The sequence below is a fragment of the Streptomyces sp. NPDC006463 genome (assembly GCF_042870715.1).
GTDB lineage: Bacteria > Actinomycetota > Actinomycetes > Streptomycetales > Streptomycetaceae > Streptomyces.
Map to the genome: position 1 here is coordinate 86,571 of NZ_JBIAHP010000008.1, position 16,903 is coordinate 103,473.

Below are 16,903 nucleotides of genomic sequence, written 5' to 3' on the forward strand. Positions count from 1 at the left end.
CGGCCCTCGCCGTTTGCGTTGCACCCCGGGCCGTTCCCGCGCGAGCGCGCCGGGCCTCCCGGCGGAACGGCCCGGGCCGGATCCGCGCATCTGCGGCATCATGGCCTTGGAACGGGCCAGGGGGAGCAACGTGTCGCAGGACGAACCACGCAACAGCACCGCGATCGTCGGGCGTTACCGGCTTGAGAAGCGGCTGGGCAGGGGCGGCATGGGCACCGTCTGGCGGGCCTCCGACGAACTGCTCGGACGCTCCGTCGCCGTCAAGGAACTCCACGTGGGGGACGGTACGCAGTCCGCGGGCGCCCTGCGTGAGGCGCGTACGGTGGCGCAGATCAAGCACCCGCACGTCGTCGTGGTCCACGACGTCGTGGAGCAGGACGGGCACCCGTACATCGTCATGGAACTCGTCGAAGGCGGCTCGCTCGCCGACCGGCTCGCCGCCGACGGTCCGCTGGACCACGGCGAGACCGCCCGCACGGGGCTCGCCCTGCTCGGCGCCCTGAGCGCGGCACACGCCCGCGGAGTGCTCCACCGGGACATCAAGCCGGCCAACGTGCTCATGGAAGCGGGAACCGGCCGGGTGGTGCTCACCGACTTCGGCATCGCCCGCCTCGCCGGCTCCACCACCATCAGTGAGACCGGGGCCTTCATCGGCTCACCCGAGTACACCTCGCCCGAGCGCATGCAGGGCGCCGCCGCCGGCCCCGCATCCGACCTGTGGTCCCTCGGCGTGCTGCTGTGTGCCGCGTTGACCGGCGAGTCGCCCTTCCACCGCGATTCGCTCGGCGGTGTCCTGCACGCCGTGGTGTACGCCGAGATCCGGCCGCCGGCTCAGGCGGGGCCGCTCCTGCCGCTGATCCAGGGCCTGCTGGAACGCGACCCGGAGCGGCGGCTGGGGGCGGCGGAGGCCGAGCGGCTGCTGTCGGCGTACGTGACCACCGGCGCCGTCCCGCTCATCGGCCGGCGCCCCGGCCCGAACCCGACGGCGGGGACCGCCACCGAGGCTCCGACCACTCCCAACCCGCCCGGCTACTCGCCGACCGAGCGCGTCGGCCGGCCCGGCGACCGCGCGCCGGGACCGGCCGGGAAGTTCCGGCCGGCCGTCCGCCTCGGACTGCTCGCGGCCCTCGTGGCGACCGTCGCGGGCGGAGTGACCGCGGCATCCCTGCTCGGCGACCGCACGGACGGCCGGGCCCAGGAGCCTGCGCGGAGCGTCCCCGCCACCACCGCCGCACCAGCCCCTGCCTCACCCGCCACCGCCTCACCCGCCACCGCCTCACCCGGCACCGACAAGGCCGTCGCGCAGTCCCCGGCGGCGACGCCCGCGCCCGCGCCCGCGAGCGCCGCGTCCGCCAAGCCCGTGCCCCCCGGGTACCGGACCGTCACCGACGTGCAGGGCTTCGCCCTCGCCGTCCCGAAGGGCTTCCAGCGCGCCACCGACGACCAGCGGGTCTTCTACGTCTCCGGGGACGGGGCGATCCGGATCGGCATCAAGGTGAAGCCGTCGGCGCCCGGCGGCCCGCTCGACGCGATGCGGCTCTCGGACGGCGACGGCCCGGCGACCAACCCCGGATTCCGCGACAACTCGGTCGTCCCGACGACGCACAACGGACTGCCCGCCGCGCTGTGGGAGTTCACCTGGGACGGCTTCACCCGTGCCGAAGGCGCCCGGCACACCTTCGACCTCTGCTGGGACGAGAACGGCCTCCTGTACGACGTCTGGGTGTCCGCTCCCGTCAGCCGGCTCGCCGAGGCCAGGAGCCACTTCGACGCGGCCCTGGACTCCTTCGTCCCCGGCGGGTCTTGATCACGGGGCCGGGCGCCCCGGCCCGGCCGCCTCACGTACGCAGCACCACCAGGCCCCTCGGGGTGGTCAGCGTGCCCGGGGCGACCTGGGTGAAGGTGTGTGGGAGGGACAGGGACGGTTGGCCGGTGTCCGGGAGGGCGTCGAAGAGGTAAGCCGCCGCGGACGTGGTGTCGCTGACCAGGTGGGGGCCGCCGGCCGAGGCCGTGGTGTCGGTGAGCGGGGTGCGGAACAGGCGTCGGAGGTGACGCAGGGTCTCCGGGGTGAGGGGGGCCCGAGTCGGCTGGGGCGCGCGCTGCTGCTCCCGCTCCGGCCGCGCGGACGGAGAGGGGTACGGGGGCTCGGCGGCGGCGGACGCCCCGGGCCCGGACGCGGTCGGGGCAGCCGGCGCGTCCGGGGGGATGGCACCCGTCAGGAGCAGGGCGAGCAGCACCGGAACGGCCTTGCGGCGCAAGGCCTCGGTGGCCGAGTGCAGGCGATGGGCATGGACCGCGGGCAGGGAGAGCGCGAGGCTCCCGGCGGCGTCGCCGGTGGCGATCGGGACCGCCGAGCAGACGACCCCCGGCGAGTACTCCAGCAGGTCGAAGACGGGCGCGCCCGGGGCCAACGCGTCCAGCGCGGTGAACAGGGCCCGGCTGTCGGTGATGGTCCGCGGCGTCAGCCGCGCGGGCCGGTGCCGGGCCACGTGGTCGGCCCGGCGGTCGTGGTCGAGCTGGGTCAGCAGGCACTTGCCGACGGCGCTGGCGTGCGCGGCGGCCCGGAAGTCCACCCACTCCCGTACCGGCGGGGTCCCGGGACCGTCCGCCATCTGCGTGATCCGGACCTCGCCCTCCGCGTACCGGCTCAGGTACACAGCCGCGCCCGCGCTGTCCCGGGCCAGTGCCAGCGTGCGCTGGAGCTGGCCCGCCAGGCCGCTGCCGCCGGGGGCCGCGAGCCGGTCCAGGGCCGGTCCGCGCGCGTACACCCCCGTGCCGGGGCGGCACGCGTACTCCTCCTCGCACAGCATCGACAGCAGGGGACCGAGTTCCTCCTCGGCGAGCCCCGACTCCCGGGCGAGCTGGGCGGCCCGCACCCCCAGGGGATGCCGCTCCAGGACCTGTACGACGGCCAGCGCGCGCCGGGCCTCCGACAGGGCCCGGCCGGTCCCGGCCTGGACGACGGTCCCGCGGGCCGCCGCCGTCAGCGCCGGGTGGCGCAGCGGGCCGGGTGCGAGGCGCGGTACGGGAACGGCCGCCGGCGTTGCTGCTGCGGCGGCCGCGGCGCCGCTGACCGCGGCCGCCGACGGCTGGAACGCGGCCAGTATCCCGGGCAGCCCGGGCCTGGGCAGCGGCACCGGGCCCAGGTCGGGATCGTCGAGCTGGTCGACGTACCGCAGGACGGCCGCCTGCGCGCACAGCCGCACCTCCCGCAGATCCCGCCGGCCGCCGGGCCGGAAGCCGCGGCGGCCCAGTTCGCGCGCCCAGTGCCGGGCGTCGTGGTACTCACCGCGGCGGGAGTGGTCGAGGAAGAGGCAGTACGCGGCATGGGCGGTCCCCGGACCGGTCCAGCCCGCGGCGAACTGCCACCAGAACCGGGCGCCTTCGCGCAGCCCGGCCAGGTACAGCAGACAGCCGAAGACGACCGCGCCGGCCAGGTCGGTGTGCCGGGAGGCGCGGAAGGAGACGAGCTGCGCCTCGGCCTTCGGGGCGCACACGGAGGCCAGGCAGGCGGCCTTGAGGTCGCGGCGGGCGCGTTCGGCGTCGAGCGGGCAGTCCCGTGCTGGGTCGCTCCAGCCGGACACGGACCGGCGCCGGGCGCGGTGGCCGGAGGCCGGCGCGGGCGGGGCGGCGCGCAGCAGCCGGGCCTCGGCCGCGCCCAGGTCGTAGTGCGGGTAGCGGTCGCGGACGCTCGCCCGGGCGAGGAACTCGGCCAGGGCGCGGGGGGCTCCGCCGCCGTCCTGCGGCTGCTTCCGTTCGCGGTGCCTCATGACTCGGCTGATTCGTCTGATCCGGCGGACTCGGCGGACTCGGCGGACTCTGCGGATTCGGTGCATCCGGGTGAGTCGACGGAGGCGTCGAGGAGCCGGGCGAGACGCCGGTTGGCCTGGCCGAGGTACGAGCGGACCGTGGCCTCGTCGACACCCATCACGGAGGCGGCCTCGCCGGGGGAGCACTGGAGCCCGTACCGCAGCAGTACGGCGTCGCGCTGCCGCTCGGCGAGCCGGGCCACGGCGGAGTAGAAGCGGATGGTGTCGGTCAGCACCTCGTACCGGTCCGCGTGGGCGTCCTTGAGGGCGGCTTCGAAGGCGCTGATGTCCATCGGCCGGGGCTGCCGCTGCCAGGGGTGGCGCGGCCGCAGCCGCCGGTCGGCCAGGCATTGCTTGAGCACGGTCCACGCGTAGGCGTCCAGACGGTCCATGTGGAGCATCCGGAGCCACTCGCCCATGATCGAGTCGAAGGTGGTGTCGACGGCCTGCTCGGCCGCCGCGTCGGAACCGAGCTGCAGGTACGCGAAGCGCATGTACGCGGGTCGCCGATTGGCGTGGAAGGCCCAGTAAGAAAGGCGTGCCGTCGCGTTCCACTGGCTCATCGGTGTCGGCTGCCGACGCCGGCTCGGCAGCCCAACGGCCCCTCCGGACTCCTCCGGTCCGCCATCGCTCACCGCTCCACCCCATCCCCTGTGTGCGGTGTACAGGAAAGCAAGTGAGGGCGCATCCGGAGGGCGCATAGAAGAAACCTGGGAACATTACGTCGGTGATGATCGGCTCGTGATCGATGTCGACCGCGCGGCGGTCCAGCCGGCACGTATGCATATGACTGCCGCCGGTGCAGCCGGGCCGACGGTCGGGTGCGCGGCCGACCGGCTGTAGCATGGGCCCGATCGCGAGGGCCGTGACGGAGAGGTCACTGCCCTCGCTTTTGTGTTACTCCCACCCATGAACAAATGCGGCGCGTGGCCTTTCGGCGGTTCGATACGATGAACCTCATTCACAGTCCGTCACGTCACGTGGTACCGCACATATGAAATGGAGCATCCGAGGATGGCTCGACACCTGATCACCAGCGCGCTTCCGTACATCAACGGGATCAAGCACCTGGGCAACATGGTCGGGTCGATGCTTCCGGCGGATGTGTACTCCCGGTACCTCCGCCAGCGCGGCCACGACGTCCTCTACATCTGCGCCACCGACGAGCACGGCACCCCCGCCGAGCTCGCCGCCAAGGAGGCCGGCATCTCGGTCGCCGAGTTCTGCGCGCAGGCCCACGACGCCCAGAAGGCGGTCTACGACGGCTTCGAGCTGTCCTTCGACTACTTCGGCCGCAGCTCCTCCGCGCAGAACCGCGAGATCACCCAGCACTTCGCGCGCAGGCTCCAGGAGAACGGCTTCATCGAGGAGCGGGCGATCCGGCAGGTCTACTCGCCGGTCGACGGCCGCTTCCTGCCGGACCGCTACGTCGAGGGCACCTGCCCGCACTGCGGCTACGACAAGGCCCGCGGCGACCAGTGCGAGAACTGCACCCGCGTCCTGGACCCCACGGACCTGATCGAGCCCCGCTCGGCCATCTCCGGCTCCACCGAGCTGGAGGTCCGCGAGACCAAGCACCTCTTCCTGCTGCAGTCCAAGCTCCAGCACGAGGTCGAGGCCTGGGTCGCGCAGCACGAGGCGGAGTGGCCGCAGCTGGCGTCCTCCATCGCCCGCAAGTGGCTGACCGAGGGCCTGCACGACCGCGCCATCACCCGTGACCTCGACTGGGGCGTCCCGGTCCCGGCCGACACCTGGCCGGAGCTCGCCGCCGAGGGCAAGGTCTTCTACGTCTGGTTCGACGCGCCGATCGAGTACATCGGCTCGACGAAGGAGTGGTCGGACCTGGACCCGGCGAACCGCGACTACAAGTCGTGGTGGTACGAGGCCGAGGACGTCCGCTACACCCAGTTCATGGCCAAGGACAACGTCCCGTTCCACACGGTGATGTTCCCCGCCACCGAGCTGGCCACCCGCGAGCCGTGGAAGAAGGTCGACTACGTCAAGGCCTTCAACTGGCTGACGTACTACGGCGGCAAGTTCTCCACCTCGCAGAAGCGCGGCGTCTTCACCGACCAGGCGCTGGAGATCCTCCCGGCCGACTTCTGGCGCTACTTCCTCATCGCGAACGCGCCCGAGTCCGACGACTCGTCCTTCACGTGGGAGCACTTCGCCGCCACGGTCAACAAGGACCTCGGCGGCACCCTCGGCAACTTCGTCAACCGCGTACTGACCTTCTCCCGCAAGAAGTTCGGCGACGAGGTCCCCGCCGGCAGCCCCGCCGGCGAGGTCGAGGCGAAGCTGGGCGAGCAGATCGCCGAGCTGCTGGCCGAGTACGAGGGCCACATGGAGGCGCTCCAGTACCGCAAGGCCGCGGCCGCGCTGCGCGCCCTGTGGTCGGCCGGAAACGCGTACCTCGACGAGAAGGCCCCCTGGCTGGAGGTCAAGACCGACCTGGAGGGCGCGGCGCTCACCCTGCGCACCGCGATGAACCTCATCCACCTCTACTCGGTGGTCTCCGAGCCGTTCATCCCGGCCTCGGCGCGCGCCATGCGTTCCGCCTTCGACCTCGCCGACGACACGGCGACGTGGATCACCCCGGAGCAGGCCAAGTCCCTGGACGCGGTCGCGGCCGGCACCCCGTTCACCGTGCCGCCCGTGCTGTTCGCGCGGGTCACCGAGGAGGACCTGGAGTCCTACCGCGAGCGGTTCGGCGGTTCGCCGGAGGCGTGAGGCTCGGCATGACGACTGCGTGAGGGGCGCGACCCGTTGAGGGTCGCGCCCCTTTCGCGTGCCTGCGGGGTGGTAGGGAAAACCCCACCGCGAAGTGTCCACCTGGGCGTGCAGACCCGACGGGGCCGCGCGGCTGGAATGGACCCATGACCCTTTCCCGTACCGCCCGGTGGACCGCGGGCTGGCTCCTCGCGGCCGCCTGGGCGCTGTCCTTCCCGCTCCTGTCCTCGCTGGGGCCGCACCGGCTGTGGGGCTGGTGCGCGGCCGCCGGGTACCTCGGCGCCGCCGGAGCCTCCGCCCTCGGCCACCGCCGCGCGGCGCTCACCGCCGCCCTGCTCGGCGCCGTCGCCGTACCGCTCCTGTGGCTGGTCCTGACCGGGCAGGGACAGTCGGAGGTGACGGTCGTCGAACGGTCCGGGCGGCTCCTGCTGGAGTCCGGCCGGCTCTACGTCGACCAGCCCGCGCGGGTCGAGGAGTACACCCCGTACCTGCCGGGCATGGCGCTGCTCGGCATCCCGCGCGCCCTGCTCGGCGGCGGAGACGGCTGGGCCGCCCGGCTGCTGGGCGACGCCCGGATCTGGTGCGCTGCGGCCCTGTTCGGCGGCCTGTGGGCCGGGCGGCGGCTGCTCGGCGCGCCGAGGACGGCGCTGCTTCCCGTACTGGTGGTTTCGCCGGTGGTGGCGCTGGCGCTCGCGGTGAGCGGGGTGGACCTGCCGCTGGCCGGGCTGTGCTGCCTGGCCCTCGCGGCCGCCGGAGCCGGGCGGCCGGTCCTGACGGGAGCGGCCCTCGCCGGGGCGTGCGCCCTGAAGTGGACGGCGCTGCCCGCGGTGGCGGTGGCGGTGACCCTGCTCGCGGCCTGCCGGGGGCGGCGGGCGGCCGTGCGCTGCGGGCTGGTCGCGGCCGGCGGGACGGCCCTGCTGGTCCTGCCGAGCGCGCTGCTCCAGCCGGGCGAGCTGTGGCGGCAGGTGTTCGCCTTCCCCACCGGGCGCGCGGAGGTCCCGACGCCGGCGAGCAGCCCGCTGCCCGGCCACCTGCTGGCCGAACTGGGCGAGTGGGGCTGGTACCTGACGGTGAGTCTGCTGTTGCTGGGAGGCCTCGCGGTGGCCGTGTCGCTGCTGGTCCGGCCGCCGCGCACGGTGGTGGCGGCGGCCGACCGCCTCGCGATCGGCCTCACGACGGCCTTCCTGCTGGCCCCGGCGGGCCGCTTCGGCTACCTGGCGCTACCGGTGCTGCTGACCGTCTGGGCCCGCTCGGTGGAGCCCCGCGGTCACGCCCGGACCCCGGCGGCCTCCCGCGTCGTGGCCGGCTCCCGCCCGGCGCGGACGGTGGTGACGCCCAGGCGCTAGCCGGTCTCCGCCCCGCGCAGATGGGCCAGGACCGCCAGGACCCGGCGGTTGCCCTCGGTGGCGTCCAGGTCGAGCTTCATGAAGATGCTGGAGGCGTGCTTGACCACGGCGGCCTCGGAGATGAAGAGTCGGCCCGCCAGGGCCTGGTTGTTGAGGCCCTCCGCCATCAGGGTCAGCACCTCCCGCTCGCGCGGGGTGAGGCGGGCCAGCGGGTGGTCCTGCGACCGGCTGCCGAGCAGGACCCGCACCACCTCGGGGTCGATGACCGTCTGCCCCTCGGCGACGCGCCGGAGGGCGTCGAGGAACTCGGCGACCTCGCCCACCCGGTCCTTGAGCAGATAGCCGAGCCCGGCCGCCGAGGCACCGGTGAACAGCTGGGTCGCGTACGCCGTGGCCACGTACTGCGAGAGCACGAGCACGGGCAACGAGGCGTCACGGGAACGGAGTTCGAGCGCGGCCCGCAGCCCCTCGTCACGAAATCCCGGCGGCATCCGTACATCGGTGACCACGGCGTCCGGCCGCTCTGCCGCCACGGCCCGCACGAGTTCCTCCGCGTCGCCGACGGCGGCGAGGACCTGGTGGCCGCCGCGGGTGAGCAGTTCCGCCAGCCCCGCGCGCAGCAGGACGGAGTCCTCGGCGAGGATCAGCCGGAGCACGGGACCTCCACGCGGAGTTCGGTCGGCCCGCCCACCGGACTGGACACCACCAGCCTGCCCTTCAACATCGCCACCCTGTCCGCGAGACCCGCCAGGCCCGCTCCCGCGCCGGGATCGGCCCCGCCGCGGCCGTCGTCGGTGACGGAGAGAGTGAGCCGGTCGTTCTCGACCCTACCGGCGACGGCCACGCACGAGGCGCCACTGTGCTTCGCGGCGTTGGCCAGCGCCTCCGTGACGGTGAAGTACGCCGTGATCTCCACGGAGTCGGCCAGCCGCGGTACGTCGAGGTCCACGGTCACCGGTACGGGATGCCGCAGCGCCACCTCGGCCACGGCGGCCGCCAGCCCGTGGTCGGTGAGCACCTGCGGGTGGATGCCCCGTACGAGGTCGCGCAGTTGCTCCAGCGCCACCTTGGCCTCGCCGCGGCCCCGCGCCACCAGCGCGGCGGCGCCCGCGGCCTCGGGAAGTCCGCGCAGTTCCAGTTCGGCGAGGCCCAGGGTCATGCTGAGCGCGACCAGCTGCTGCTGCGCCCCGTCGTGCAGATCCCGCTCGATGCGCCTGCGTTCGGCTTCGAAGGCGTCGACCAGGCGCACCCGGGACCGGGTGAGTTCCAGTACCCGGGTGTCCTCCTCGCGCGGCCCGAGCAGCAGACGGACGGTCTTCACCTGCGCCCCGGTGAGCAGGGCTCCCGCGTACGCCGCCACCACCAGCCCGACCAGTCCCGCAGCCGTGCCGCCCAGGGCCTCCAGCGGGCCGGAGACGGCCCTGCCGGGGATCAGCATCACCGGCTCCGGGGCGAGGGCCCAGACGACGACCGGGCTCGCGACCAGGGTCAGGGAGAACGCGAGCAGCGCGACCACCCCGAACCCCGCCGCCCCGAAGACCGGCCCGAGCAGGACGGCGTACCCGAACTCCCGCCGGGTGGCCCGCTCCTTCAGCCGTGTCCGCAGCCAGGCCGCCGGGCCCGCCCCGGCGAGGGAGGTGTGCGGATCGCCGACCGGCACCGGATCGACCCACCGCAGCCGCCATCGCTCCAGCACCCCGAGCGGTACCGCGCCGGAGGCGGCGCAGAGCAGGAGCAGCAGCCCGATCCCGGCCACGGCCAGCACCACGCCCAGCCCGACGAGGAGCACGAGCGCGACCAGTACGGCGTATCCGAGGGTGAACCCGGCCGCCAGGTACCCCCAGCACCGCCAGGGCCACCACGAGCCGAGGAACCGCAGGGGCCGCCGCATCACCGCCCAGACGGCGACCGGGGCCTCGTCGGCCGGGCTGTGAAGGGTGGTGGAGGCAGACACACGCCCCAGCCTAGGACGATCGCTTCACACCATGACGCCCAGGGCACGGGGGTGGCGGCGTGGCGAACTGGGCCGAACGGGTGAACGATGTCAGAGGGGGCGTGTTCGCCCCTCCTCGACTCGGTACGCGCGATGCCCCAAGGAGGTCGTGATGGACGTCCTTGTACTGATCGGCCGCCTGCTGTTCGTCGCCCTCTTCCTCGCCTCCGCGACGGGGCACCTGACCAAGACCCGGCAGATGGCCGGGTACACCGCTTCCCGCGGGGTGCCGATGCCCGTCGCGGCCACGGTCGCCAGCGGTGTGGTGATGCTGGCGGGCGGGGTGAGCGTGGCGGTCGGGCTGTGGGCCGACCTCGGGGCCCTGGCGCTGGCGGCCTTCTCCTTCTCGGCGGCCGTGCTGATGCACCGGTTCTGGAAGGAGAGCGACCCGCAGGCGCGGATGATGGAGCAGACGCAGTTCCTGAAGGACACGGCCCTCGGCGGCGCGGCCCTGGTGATGTTCGCGTTCTTCGCCTACGCGGGCCACGACCTGGGCCTCATGGTCACCGGCCCGGCCCTCTCGATCAGCTGACGGGCAGCTGAGGGGACCTCCGGTCGCAGGGGCGGCCCGGAGCCGGCGCCCGCGTTCAGCGGTAGGTGACGGTCGGCCGCACCAGGCAGTCCTCGAAGAAGCCGAAGCAGCGCAGGTGGTAGGAGCGGGCGGCGTGGCCCAGGCTGATGTTGTGGCCCGCCCCCGGCTGCCGGTCGACGTTCACGCTCGGGGCGGCGGTGAGCCGCGATCTCAGCTCGGCGAGCGTGTCCCGGTCGTACCGCCACCACGGCTCGTGCTCGGCGAAGGTGAACCGTACGGGCACGCTGACGCGGCCCGCGGCGTCGCGGAAGACCTCGGGCCAGCGGGCGATGTCCGCCTGCTCCCGGGCCGGCACGGGGCCGACGATCGAGCCGCAGGTGGCGAAGGTGTTCGGCGGGTAGAGCCGCAGCGGCCCCCAGCTGCGCCGGCCGCCCCGGGACGCGCCCTCGCCGGTGAAGGCGTCGGGCGCGTAGCGGTGGCCGCAGCCGGAGATCTCCAGGCCGAGCAGGTCGGGCCAGGCCTGGTCGGCGGCGGTGAGCAACCCGACCTTGCCGCCGAACGAGTGGGCGAGGAGGAACAGGCCCGCCCCGGTCTGCTGCCGGGCGGCGAAGTCGCGCACCGCGGCGGCGAGGGTGGCCGCCTGCTCGGTGATGGACTGCCCTTCGGGCAGCTCGGCCGCGGACCGTCCGTAGCCGGGCCGGTCGACGGCCAGGACCGTGTATCCGAGCCGGGCCCCGAGGGTGAGTAAGGAGAGGTCGGGATGGGCCTGGCCGTCGAAATAGCCGGAGTTCATGCCCGCCCCGTGCACCGCGACCACCGTGGCCCGCGGCGGGCCCTCGGACGCTTCACTGAGCAGCGCGGACAGGGGAGTGCCGGCGGCGTCCAGGGTGATCCGGCGCACGCCCCGCGACAGCTCCGCGGGCGCGGTGCTCATGCCGGGACCGCCGTGCCGGGGCGGCGGGTGTCGAGAGCGGTCGGCCCGGCGCCGACGTTGATGACGTCCGTGTCCACGGGCTCATCCTCCGCTCCGATTGTCGTATGCGCGTCGTGACGCGCCGGAGCGCGGGTGCGGACCCGGTGGTGCGCGGCGCCCTGCTCGGTCGGGCCCGCGCGGCGGCCCGGGCGCCCGGTGGCTTGAAGTCACCCCTCGATCATGGATCTTGACCTGTCTGCCGCGTGTCGAAGCCGGGCTCTGATCGTTTCTTCAGCCGTAACCCTCATGTGTGCTGCGGAATCGGGAGGACACGCGGTGACCGCATGGCAGTACCTCGCCGGGGCGGGCCTGGTGGCGGCGCTCTGCCCGCTGCACGGCCACGTGGCGGTCGCGGCTGACGGCGACGGCCGCGGTGCCCGGGCCGACGTGTGCGTGCCGGGAGGGCAGCCGGGACGGCCCGTGTTCCGGCCGCCCTCGGTACGGCCGGGGGTACCCGGGGCCGACCGGCCCACCGTGCACCACCCGGGGCGGCCCCCCGAGCCGCCCGCCGCCGCCTCGCCCGCCGACCCGCCTGCTGCCGCCCCGCCTGCCGCCGCCCCTGCCGCCGACCCGCCTGCCGCCGACCCGCCGGAGCGGGCGCGGCCGCCGGAGCGGCCGGAGCCCCCGAGCCCGGCGGGACCCGCCGCGGAGGCCGGGGCCGTGGGGACGGAGCCGCCGGAGCCCGCACCGGCTGCCGGGCCCCTGAGCGGTCCGGATCCGGCGGACGCACCCGCCCCGCCCCGGCTCAGGGCCGCGGCCGCGCCCGTGAGCGCCTTCCACGTGCGCCCGTACCGCTCGGCGGTCCTGGAGCGGCGCGGTCCGGGCGGGATGTCCACCGTGATGCTCATGGTCGTGGTCACCACCCCGGCCGTACTCGCCGCCGCCGCCCTGCGCCCGCGCTCCAAGAGCCGCGGCTGACCGCCGCCGCACATCCGCCCGCGCATCCGCCCGCTGACCCACTCGCTGATCCACCCGACGATCCACAAGGGGAGAATCCTCGTGTCCGAATGGCTGGTCCTGGCCATCGCCATGGCGCTCGTCTGCGCCCTCGTCCTCGCCATCACCGCGATCCGGCACCGCCGGGTCGCCGATGACGAGGACACCAGCGAAACCCCCGACGTCATCGAGTACATGACGATGATGGTGGGCGTGGTCTACGCGATCGTGCTGGGCCTGGCCATCGCCGGAGTCTGGGAGGCGCGCGGCGCCGCCGAGGACAGCGTGCGCCGGGAGGCCCAGGCGCTGTACGAGGTCACCCAGCGCGCCGACGTCTACCCCACGGCCGTCCGTGACCGGATCCGCGGCGAGGTGAACGCGTACGTCTCCCACACGGTCGCGGTCGACTGGCCACTGCTGACCTCCGGGGAGGGCGCGTCGGCCGAGGGCGCCCAACTGCTCGGCAAGCTGCGCAGCGACGTCACCCACCAGAGCCCGGCGAACGAGCTGCAGGCGCAGGCCTACCAGCCGCTGCTGGACCACATCGCCGCCGCCGACGACGCCCGCCACTCGCGGACGCAGAGTTCCGAGTCCACCCTGCCGAGCGTGGTGTGGTTCGGCCTGCTCGTCGGCGGGGTGGTCACGGTCGGACTGATCTTCACGCTGCAGATCCGCCGGTCCGGGCGGGAGCTGCTGCTGGCCGGGCTGTTCAGCGCGCTGATCGTGTTCCTGCTGTTCATGGTCTGGAGCTTCGACGCGCCCTTCGGGCGGGCAGGCAACGACTCCGCGGGGCCCTTCCAGGACCTCTTCCCGACGACGACGGCGGTGGCCGCGGCCCGCTAGGACTACGCGGAGCCGAACCCGGAGCCGAACCCGGACCCGGACACCGGTCCGGATCCGGACAGCGCGGCCCGCTCCCGGACCGCCCGCACCACCGGCGAATGCCGCAGGGCGTGGGAGATCCGCAGCAGGTCGCGCGGCCCGTCGGCGGTGTCGAGCACGGTCTCCTCGCCCTCGCCGATGACCTTGCCCTCGGGGTCCGCCGAGCGGGCCCGCACGGCGGCCGCGACCATGGCGGCGTCGGCGACCGCGCGGGCGGCGGGCTCGTCGGCCCCCTCCGCGACGGCGCGCTCGTAGGCGCCGTCGCGCAGGCTCCGGTCGAAGTACGGGCCGAGGTGCAGGAATCCGTCGTGGATGTCCGACTCGCGCTGGATCACCCGCAGTTCGGCGGCGGACCACCAGGCCATGTGTACGGACGGGGTGCCGGGGGGCGCGGCGATCTGCACCTCCTGCCAGAGCGAGCCGAGCTTCCGGTACGTCGTCCAGGTCTCCCAGTTGTCCGACAGTCGCTGGCAGACGAGGGGGAGGACGAAGCCGATCGCGCTGATCAGCGCTCCCACGGAGGCCAGCGGCGGCGCGACGAGCGTGCTGAGGAAGTCCAGGTCGTGGCCGGTCCAGCGGGCGACTACGGCGGACATCTTGGTGGCGTCGTAGCTGAGGTTGAACATGTAGCCCGCGACGATGATCATCAGGCCGACCCGCAGCCAGCCGCGCACCTGGAGCGACCAGCGCCAGCACATGGCCACCATCACCACCGCGGCCACGTTGTGCGCCACGAGGTAGAGGGCGATCATCTCGCGGATGTACGGCGTGTTCGCGTAGTAGGTGTCCAGGTCGCGAAGGCGCTCGACGGGGGCGTCACCCAGGGCGAAGAGCACGATCAGGGCCACGACCACGACGCTGTAGCCGAGGATCCAGCGCTGCGAGACGCGGCGGGTCTCCTCCGGCGGGCCACCCCGCCAATTGACCACCAGGACCAGGCAGGAGGCGCTGAACGCGGTGATCAGGCAGTACACCAGCGGTGCCGAGACGTTCGGCACCCCGGTCCATCGGTTGACCGCCGCGATGGTGGGCGGGGCGGCGAAGGCGAAGACGGATCCGGCCAGCATCAGCAGCGCGCAGACCGAGCGGAGCAGTGGATCCCGCCAGTTGTTGCGCAGGGCCGGCAGCTTGAAGGCGAGGGAGACCGCCATCGCCGCTGCCGGTATGTAGTAGTCCTGGCCGTTCAACGATCGTTCCTGTGCCCCCGGTAGCCCAGCGCGGCCTCGATCCGGCCCGCCAAATGGTCGCGCTGTGCCGGGGCGCGGTGGCTCGCCGACCCGGCGAGCCAGGTCCGGCACCGGCTGCCCAGCAGTAAGCCGAAGGTCTCGGCCTCGGTCTCCTCCCGTACGTCGGCACGTGTGCGCGCGGCGACCCGGCGGACCGTCTCGCCGATGTCGGCCTCGTCGGACAGCAGCCGGGCGGCGACTGCGGCGCCGTCGACGTGGTGGCTGCAGTGACCGGCTTTCATGTGCCACAACTCGTGGCCCAGGATGACCAGCTGGTGATCGGGTGCGGTGCGCTCCTCGATGACCACGAGATCGCGGTCCGCCATGTCGAGCCACAGGCCGCTGGCCGTCCCCGGCGGGAACGAGGCCATCCGGAAGTCCACCCGGCGGCCCCGGTGCCTGCTCATGCCCTCGCAGAGGGCGGCGTAGAGGTCCACGGGCTCCACGGGGGCGGTCAGCCGGATCCCGGCCACCAGCTCCCCGCACAACCGCCGCTGCTCTCTGCCTATGCTCACCGTTCTCCCCGTCGGCGTGGATCCGGATCAGGATTCAAGGATCAGACCCAGACTTTCGACTGGGTCAGGATTCATTCGGTTTCACGCTCTCGAGAAGCATGTCCAGCCATTCGGTCACCTTGTCCCGGTGCTTGTCGCTGGGCAGTTGGGCGGCCCGCCAGGCGATGCCCCGTACGCCGTGGTTCTGGAGGAGTCTTGCCAGCGGATCCCCGGCCGAAGCGGCCGCGGCCGGTACGGCTTCCCGCGCTCGGCCCGCGAAGTCCTGGAGCAGCTGCTGCTCGGTCCGCTGGAGCGCGTCGGTGAGGGCGTCGGCGTCGTGGGCGGTGAGGAATCCGGCGTGCACCCCGAAGAAGCGCTGGATCGCGTCGCAATGCTCCATGGTGGGGCGGCGGTCGCCGTTGATCAGGGCGCCTGCCTGCTGCCGGGACATGCCCGCGCCGTCCGCGATCTCCTGCTGCGTGTAGCGGCGGCCGTTGGGTTTGACCCGTGTGCGCCGGAGCAGGTCGAGGCGCTGGAGGAAGCGGGTCTGCAGATCGGGTTCGCCGGCGGGTCTGCCGTCGAGCAGGATCCTGACCACGTCCGTGGGCACGCCGGAGGCCTCGGAGAGGCGCCGCAGGTCGAAGACCTGGTTCACGTCGCGGCCCATCTTGCCCGCGAGTTCGGCGACACGCGTGACGGTGGCGGCCAGGGGTGCGTGGGCCACCGCGACGGGAGCCGGGAAGCCGTCTGTCACCAGTGGTTCTCCTAGATCGCGCGAAGTCGGTTCGGGCAGCGCCCGGGCACATGGTCGGCTTCTGGAATCTAGCCGTTCCGGCCGAGAAGGGCTAGAACGTGCCACAGCTGTGGCGGGAATGAGCTGTCAAGAGGCTGGAATTGCCACAATAGTTGACACTCGAATGAAGTCGGTAGCAGGATCGCCACACGGAAATGAAGATCCAGACCGTGAGGAGGGGGAGCTCTCGGTGCCACATCTCGCAGCGGTGGGCCCGTCCGATGGCCTCGCCCGAGCCGGTGAGGAGCGCCTGGCGGGCGATGAGTCCGCACGCGGCGCCGTGCGGTCGGAGCGACGCAAGGAGATTTTGCGCCAGCGTCGCGAGGAGCTGGGGCTGAGCCAGGAGGATGTCGCCGCACGGCTGCGCATCAGCGTGCGTGCGTACGGAAACTGGGAACGCGGCCTGGTCAAGGAGTGGACGGACCGCAAACTGCTCGCCCTGGCCCAGGCGTTGGAAATGAGCGAGCGGCAGTGCTTCTGGCTGTTCCGCGTCATGGTCGACCGCGACCCGCCGCCCACGTGGCGGGCCGCCGAGGAGAACCGGCTGCCGCAGGACCCCGCCCAGCGCGACTACCTGTGCGACTACGCGGCCCTCATGGAATCCGTCCCCTACCCGAGCTTCCTGGTGGACCACCGCTGGGACGTCGCGCTCACCAACTCGGCCTTCGACCAGCTCTTCCAGTCCGTCAGACCGCACCCGACGGCACTGCCGGACGACAACTTCCTGCGCTTCGTGCTGTTCCACCCGGACGCGGCGGGCGTGCTGGAGGACCACGAACCGGCTTGGTGCGTACCGCTGCTGGCCCAGTTCGCCACCGCGCTCGCCGCGGCCCCGGAGGACGAGGGACTGCGCAGCATCCGCCAGGAGGTGGCCCGCGACCCGTTCATGGAAGCGGCCTTCCGGTACGGGGTGCCGCACTGGCTGAGCATGCGCGGAGCCGAGGCCGCCGAACAGGACGGGGCGGTACGGACCGTACGCCACCCCGACCCGCGGTGGGGGCTGGTGCGCTGCCGGATGGTGGCCGAGACCAGCCGGATGCTCGACGCGATGGGGCTGACCCGGATCACCCTGATCCTCTCCGTCCCGCAGGGCGCGCCCGCGGGTCCCGTCCCGGGCAGCGGGCCCGGCCGGCAGCAGGGCGCCGTCAGACTGCGTGCCGTGCCGCCGCTCGGGGAGTGAGCGGCCGGG

The 16,903-nt window shown here is 73.4% G+C and carries 14 protein-coding genes and 1 pseudogene; 7 read left to right on the forward strand and 8 right to left on the reverse strand.

Features of this window, described 5'->3' with window-relative positions; translation table 11 throughout:
- Positions 1-208: 208 nt before the first annotated feature.
- Positions 209-1,807 carry a protein kinase gene (locus tag ACFYOB_RS16445; RefSeq protein ID WP_388560725.1) on the forward strand — a complete coding sequence of 533 codons (1,599 nt, stop codon included), beginning with the start codon at positions 209-211 and terminating at the stop codon, positions 1,805-1,807.
- Positions 1,808-2,216: 409 nt separating this feature from the next.
- Here ACFYOB_RS16445 and ACFYOB_RS16450 read toward each other — a convergent pair.
- Positions 2,217-2,936: pseudogene (locus ACFYOB_RS16450) on the reverse strand (IclR family transcriptional regulator C-terminal domain-containing protein); the annotation flags it as partial.
- 830 nt (positions 2,937-3,766) lie between these two features.
- Positions 3,767-4,372: a sigma factor-like helix-turn-helix DNA-binding protein gene (locus ACFYOB_RS16455; protein ID WP_388560367.1), complete on the reverse strand. Its 606-nt coding sequence runs from the start codon at positions 4,370-4,372 to the stop codon at positions 3,767-3,769.
- 451 nt (positions 4,373-4,823) lie between these two features.
- Between ACFYOB_RS16455 and metG the strand changes: the two genes are divergently transcribed.
- Together metG and ACFYOB_RS16465 are read left to right on the forward strand one after the other, a co-directional pair.
- Positions 4,824-6,539 carry a methionine--tRNA ligase gene (metG, locus tag ACFYOB_RS16460; RefSeq protein WP_388560369.1) on the forward strand — a complete coding sequence of 572 codons (1,716 nt, stop codon included), beginning with the start codon at positions 4,824-4,826 and terminating at the stop codon, positions 6,537-6,539.
- Positions 6,540-6,685: 146 nt separating this feature from the next.
- Positions 6,686-7,885 (forward strand): glycosyltransferase 87 family protein, encoded by a 1,200-nt coding sequence (locus ACFYOB_RS16465; protein WP_388560371.1) that lies wholly within the window; start codon positions 6,686-6,688, stop codon positions 7,883-7,885.
- Here the strand turns inward: ACFYOB_RS16465 and ACFYOB_RS16470 are convergent.
- Positions 7,882-8,541 (reverse strand): response regulator, encoded by a 660-nt coding sequence (locus tag ACFYOB_RS16470; protein ID WP_388560373.1) that lies wholly within the window; start codon positions 8,539-8,541, stop codon positions 7,882-7,884. The genes ACFYOB_RS16465 and ACFYOB_RS16470 overlap by 4 nt on opposite strands.
- Positions 8,529-9,776, reverse strand: a complete 1,248-nt coding sequence (locus ACFYOB_RS16475; protein WP_388560726.1) for a sensor histidine kinase — start codon at positions 9,774-9,776, stop codon at positions 8,529-8,531. Before ACFYOB_RS16475 ends, ACFYOB_RS16470 begins: the two co-directional genes overlap by 13 nt.
- Positions 9,777-9,990: 214 nt before the next feature.
- On the opposite strand from ACFYOB_RS16475, the gene ACFYOB_RS16480 reads away from it, so the two are divergent.
- Positions 9,991-10,410, forward strand: coding sequence for a DoxX family protein (locus ACFYOB_RS16480; protein ID WP_388560375.1), 420 nt, complete (start codon positions 9,991-9,993; stop codon positions 10,408-10,410).
- Positions 10,411-10,465: 55 nt separating this feature from the next.
- On the opposite strand, the gene ACFYOB_RS16485 is transcribed toward ACFYOB_RS16480, so the two are convergent.
- Positions 10,466-11,344, reverse strand: a complete 879-nt coding sequence (locus ACFYOB_RS16485; protein ID WP_388560377.1) for an alpha/beta hydrolase — start codon at positions 11,342-11,344, stop codon at positions 10,466-10,468.
- A gap of 315 nt (positions 11,345-11,659) precedes the next feature.
- Between ACFYOB_RS16485 and ACFYOB_RS16490 the strand changes: the two genes are divergently transcribed.
- Complete coding sequence (locus ACFYOB_RS16490; RefSeq protein WP_388560379.1) at positions 11,660-12,301, forward strand: hypothetical protein; 642 nt, start codon at positions 11,660-11,662, stop codon at positions 12,299-12,301.
- A gap of 81 nt (positions 12,302-12,382) precedes the next feature.
- Positions 12,383-13,162: a hypothetical protein gene (locus ACFYOB_RS16495; protein WP_388560381.1), complete on the forward strand. Its 780-nt coding sequence runs from the start codon at positions 12,383-12,385 to the stop codon at positions 13,160-13,162.
- Positions 13,163-13,164: 2 nt separating this feature from the next.
- On the opposite strand, the gene ACFYOB_RS16500 is transcribed toward ACFYOB_RS16495, so the two are convergent.
- The 3 genes from ACFYOB_RS16500 to ACFYOB_RS16510 form a co-directional block, all read right to left on the reverse strand.
- Positions 13,165-14,388 carry an MAB_1171c family putative transporter gene (locus ACFYOB_RS16500; protein WP_388560383.1) on the reverse strand — a complete coding sequence of 408 codons (1,224 nt, stop codon included), beginning with the start codon at positions 14,386-14,388 and terminating at the stop codon, positions 13,165-13,167.
- Entirely contained in the window at positions 14,385-14,942 is a 558-nt protein-coding gene (locus ACFYOB_RS16505; RefSeq protein WP_328928674.1) for a toxin-antitoxin system, toxin component, read from the reverse strand. The genes ACFYOB_RS16500 and ACFYOB_RS16505 overlap by 4 nt, the downstream gene beginning before the upstream one ends.
- Before the next feature lie 64 nt (positions 14,943-15,006).
- Positions 15,007-15,675 (reverse strand): helix-turn-helix domain-containing protein, encoded by a 669-nt coding sequence (locus ACFYOB_RS16510; RefSeq protein WP_388560385.1) that lies wholly within the window; start codon positions 15,673-15,675, stop codon positions 15,007-15,009.
- Positions 15,676-15,904: 229 nt separating this feature from the next.
- Here ACFYOB_RS16510 and ACFYOB_RS16515 point away from each other — a divergent pair, with 229 nt between their 5' ends.
- A complete protein-coding gene (locus ACFYOB_RS16515) occupies positions 15,905-16,894 on the forward strand; it encodes a helix-turn-helix domain-containing protein (RefSeq protein WP_388560387.1) in 990 nt (329 codons plus the stop codon).
- The last annotated feature ends 9 nt before the right edge of the window (positions 16,895-16,903 follow it).

What these genes read in the sequence shown, in the direction of transcription:
- metG (WP_388560369.1), top strand. Translation starts at nt 4,824, where the DNA reads ATGGCTCGACACCTGATCACCAGCGCGCTTCCGTACATCAACGGGATC.
- ACFYOB_RS16465 (WP_388560371.1), top strand. Translation starts at nt 6,686, where the DNA reads ATGACCCTTTCCCGTACCGCCCGGTGGACCGCGGGCTGGCTCCTCGCG.
- ACFYOB_RS16485 (WP_388560377.1), bottom strand. Translation starts at nt 11,344, where the DNA reads ATGAGCACCGCGCCCGCGGAGCTGTCGCGGGGCGTGCGCCGGATCACC.
- ACFYOB_RS16455 (WP_388560367.1), bottom strand. Translation starts at nt 4,372, where the DNA reads ATGAGCCAGTGGAACGCGACGGCACGCCTTTCTTACTGGGCCTTCCAC.
- ACFYOB_RS16480 (WP_388560375.1), top strand. Translation starts at nt 9,991, where the DNA reads ATGGACGTCCTTGTACTGATCGGCCGCCTGCTGTTCGTCGCCCTCTTC.
- ACFYOB_RS16475 (WP_388560726.1), bottom strand. Translation starts at nt 9,776, where the DNA reads ATGCGGCGGCCCCTGCGGTTCCTCGGCTCGTGGTGGCCCTGGCGGTGC.
- ACFYOB_RS16445 (WP_388560725.1), top strand. Translation starts at nt 209, where the DNA reads ATGGGCACCGTCTGGCGGGCCTCCGACGAACTGCTCGGACGCTCCGTC.